The sequence below is a fragment of the Promicromonospora kroppenstedtii DSM 19349 genome, from assembly GCF_000515355.1.
Classification (GTDB): domain Bacteria; phylum Actinomycetota; class Actinomycetes; order Actinomycetales; family Cellulomonadaceae; genus Promicromonospora; species Promicromonospora kroppenstedtii.
Genome location: NZ_KI911730.1, coordinates 1 through 3,192 on the forward strand (window position 1 = coordinate 1; position 3,192 = coordinate 3,192).

The window sequence follows — 3,192 nt, forward strand, 5'->3', positions numbered from 1 at the left end:
GACGTCGTCGGGCACCGGGCGTCCGAGCACGACGAGCCGCCGCAGCTCACCCCGGTCGACCCCCAGCGCGTGCGCCAGCAGCGCCTCGGCGTCGGCCTGCGGCGACCCGACCCCGGCGCCCGCCAGCTCCTCGTGAGCCCACCTCAACAGCTGTGCGTTCACCGCGCTCCTCCGACCACGGCAAAAGCCTGCCCGACCGGACCCGAAGACGCCAGGTCCGCCGGGATCCGATGCGGCTCAGACACCCGAGGCCTCGGCCAGCCGGGCCGCCTCGTCGGCGTCGATCGCGGAGCGCACCACCGGACCCAGGTCGCCATCCAGCACCTGGTCGAGGTTGTACGCCTTGTACCCCGTGCGATGGTCGGCGATCCGGTTCTCCGGGAAGTTGTAGGTGCGGATGCGCTCGGACCGGTCCACGGTGCGCACCTGCGAGCGGCGCAGCTCGGCGGACTCGGCGGCGGCCGCCTCCTGCTGAGCGGCGAGCAGGCGGGCCCGCAGCACGCGCATGGCCTGCTCGCGGTTCTGCAGCTGCGACTTCTCGTTCTGCATCGAGACCACGATGCCCGTGGGCACGTGCGTGATGCGCACCGCGGAGTCCGTGGTGTTCACGGACTGCCCGCCCGGCCCGGAGGACCGGTAGACGTCGATGCGCAGGTCGTTCTGGTCGATCTCGAGCTCGCCCGGGTCGTCGACCTCGGGGAACACGAGCACGCCCGCCGCCGAGGTGTGGATGCGGCCCTGCGACTCGGTGACCGGCACCCGCTGCACGCGGTGCACGCCGCCCTCGTACTTGAGGCTGTGCCAGACGCCGTCCTCGGGGCCCTGCACGCTCTTGGCCTTGATCGCGACCTGCACGTCCTTGTAGCCGCCCAGGTCGGACGCCGTAGCCTCCAGGAGCTGCGTGGACCAGCCGCGCTGCTCGGCGTAGCGCAGGTACATGCGCAGCAGGTCGCCCGCGAACAGCGCGGACTCCTCCCCGCCCTCGCCCGCCTTGATCTCGAGGATCACGTCGCGCCCGTCGTCGGGGTCGCGCGGCACGAGCACCCGCCGCAGCTTCTCCTCCGCGCTCGCCTCGGCATCCCGCAGCGCGGGCAGCTCCTCGGCGAACGAGGCGTCCTCGGCCGCCAGCTCGGCGGCGGCCTCGGCGTCGTCGTGCGCCTGCTCCCACGCCTTGTAGGCCCCGACGACCTGGTTGAGCTCCGCGTAGCGGCGGCCCAGCGTGCGGGCCCGGCCCGGATCGGCGTGCACGGCGGGGTCCGCCAGCGCCGTCTCGATCTCGGCGTGCTCGCTGAGCAGCGGTCCGACGGCGGCGAACGACTCGGTCACGATCTCTCCTCGCTACAGCTGCTGCCCCGTTGAGTGCTGGCTATCTGCGCTCTGAGCGACGCTGTGGCAACAAATAGCCAGCACTCAACGGGAAAGGGGTGGGGGCAAAGCAACAGCGCCGGTGGTCCGGCGCCCGACTGCCCCTGGAGAGGTTGTCGGACCGGACCACCGGCGCTGCGGAGTCGCTACTTGTCGGCGTCCTTCTTGCCGTAGCGCGCCTGGAACCGGGCCACGCGGCCACCGGTGTCCATGATCTTCTGCTTGCCCGTGTAGAACGGGTGGCAGGCGCTGCAGACGTCGGCCGAGATCTTGCCGGACGTCTCGGTGCTACGCGTCGTGAAGGTGTTGCCACAGGTGCAGGTGACCTGCGTGACGACGTACTCGGGGTGGATTCCAGCCCTCATGTTGCTCCTTGGTGAGATGCCGCTGGGTCGCCCTGCAGAACCGCGGGACGTGAACCAGCCAGCCAGCCAATCATTGTGCCACTACCTCGCCGGGTTGGGCGAGGCGGTGGGGTGTGACGTGGATCGGACCTCGTCAGACGGTGCTTGGCGCCGCCTGAGCCTGCTCAGACGGTCTCGCCGACGTTCTCGTTCTCCGTCAGACCGCCCGGCGTCGTCTTCTGCACGTGCAGCAGGAACTCGACGTTGGTCTTGGTCTTCTTGAGCTGCCCGAGCAGCAGCTCGGCGGCCTGCGTCTGGTCGAGCGCGCCCATCACCCGGCGCAGCTTGTAGACGATGGCGAGCTCGTCCTTCGACATGAGGATCTCCTCGCGCCGGGTGCTCGAGCCGTTGACGTCGATCGCGGGGAAGATGCGCTTCTCGGCCAGGGACCGCGACAGGCGCAGCTCCATGTTGCCGGTGCCCTTGAACTCCTCGAAGATCACCTCGTCCATCTTCGAGCCGGTCTCGACCAGGGCCGTCGCGAGGATGGTCAGCGAGCCGCCGTCCTCGATGTTGCGGGCGGCGCCGAAGAACTTCTTGGGCGGGTAGAGCGCGGCGGCGTCCACACCACCGGACAGGATGCGGCCCGACGCCGGGGCGGCCAGGTTGTAGGCGCGCGACAGGCGGGTGATGCCGTCGAGCAGCACCACGACGTCCTGGCCCAGCTCCACGAGGCGCTTGGCCCGCTCGATGGCGAGCTCGGCGACCAGCGTGTGGTCCGAGGCGTGGCGGTCGAAGGTCGAGGAGATGACCTCGCCCTTGACCGAGCGCTCGAAGTCGGTGACCTCCTCCGGGCGCTCGTCCACCAGCACGACCATGAGGTGGACCTCAGGGTTGTTCAGCGAGATCGCGTTGGCGATCTGCTGCATCATCAGCGTCTTGCCGGCCTTGGGCGGCGCGACGATCAGGCCGCGCTGGCCCTTGCCGATCGGGGCGACGATGTCGATGACGCGCGGCGTCAGCTTGGTCGCCTCGGGGTTCTCCAGGCGCAGCCGCTCCTGCGGGTACAGCGGCGTCAGCTTGGTGAACTCGGGCCGCTCGCGCGCCTCCTCCGGCGTCATGCCGTTCACCGAGTCCAGGCGCACCAGCGCGTTGAACTTGTTGACCTTGGCATTGCGCCCGGTCGGCTGCTGCGGCGGCTCCTCGCCCTCGCGCGGCTGGCGGACGGCGCCGACGACGGCGTCACCGCGGCGCAGCCCGGCCTTCTTGACCTGGTTCAGCGACACGTAGACGTCGTTGTTGCCCGGCAGGTAGCCCGAGGTCCGCACGAACGCGTAGTTGTCGAGGATGTCAAGGATTCCGGCGACGGGCAGCAGCACGTCGTCCTCGCGCACCTCGACGTTGTCGAGACCAGCGACGTCCGGCCCCTGGCGGCCGCGGCCCCGCTTGCGGTCGCGGCCCCGGTCGCGACCCCGGCGGCGGC

General features: G+C 70.4%; 3 protein-coding genes and 1 pseudogene. All 4 read right to left on the reverse strand.

What is annotated here, in order from left to right; genetic code table 11:
* A pseudogene (locus tag PROKR_RS32975) lies at window positions 1-162 on the reverse strand (peptide chain release factor N(5)-glutamine methyltransferase); the annotation flags it as partial.
* Window positions 163-237: 75 nt separating this feature from the next.
* Complete coding sequence (gene prfA / locus PROKR_RS21635) at window positions 238-1,326, reverse strand: peptide chain release factor 1 (protein ID WP_036967300.1); 1,089 nt, start codon at window positions 1,324-1,326, stop codon at window positions 238-240.
* Window positions 1,327-1,511: 185 nt separating this feature from the next.
* Window positions 1,512-1,730, reverse strand: coding sequence for a 50S ribosomal protein L31 (rpmE, locus tag PROKR_RS21640; RefSeq protein WP_020017644.1), 219 nt, complete (start codon window positions 1,728-1,730; stop codon window positions 1,512-1,514).
* A gap of 164 nt (window positions 1,731-1,894) precedes the next feature.
* On the reverse strand, window positions 1,895-3,192 hold a 1,298-nt coding region (rho, locus tag PROKR_RS21645), incomplete at its 5' end, for a transcription termination factor Rho (protein WP_036967303.1).

Bases quoted from the DNA above. Each gene is read 5' to 3' on its own strand.
- rpmE (WP_020017644.1), bottom strand. From the start codon at position 1,730: ATGAGGGCTGGAATCCACCCCGAGTACGTCGTCACGCAGGTCACCTGC.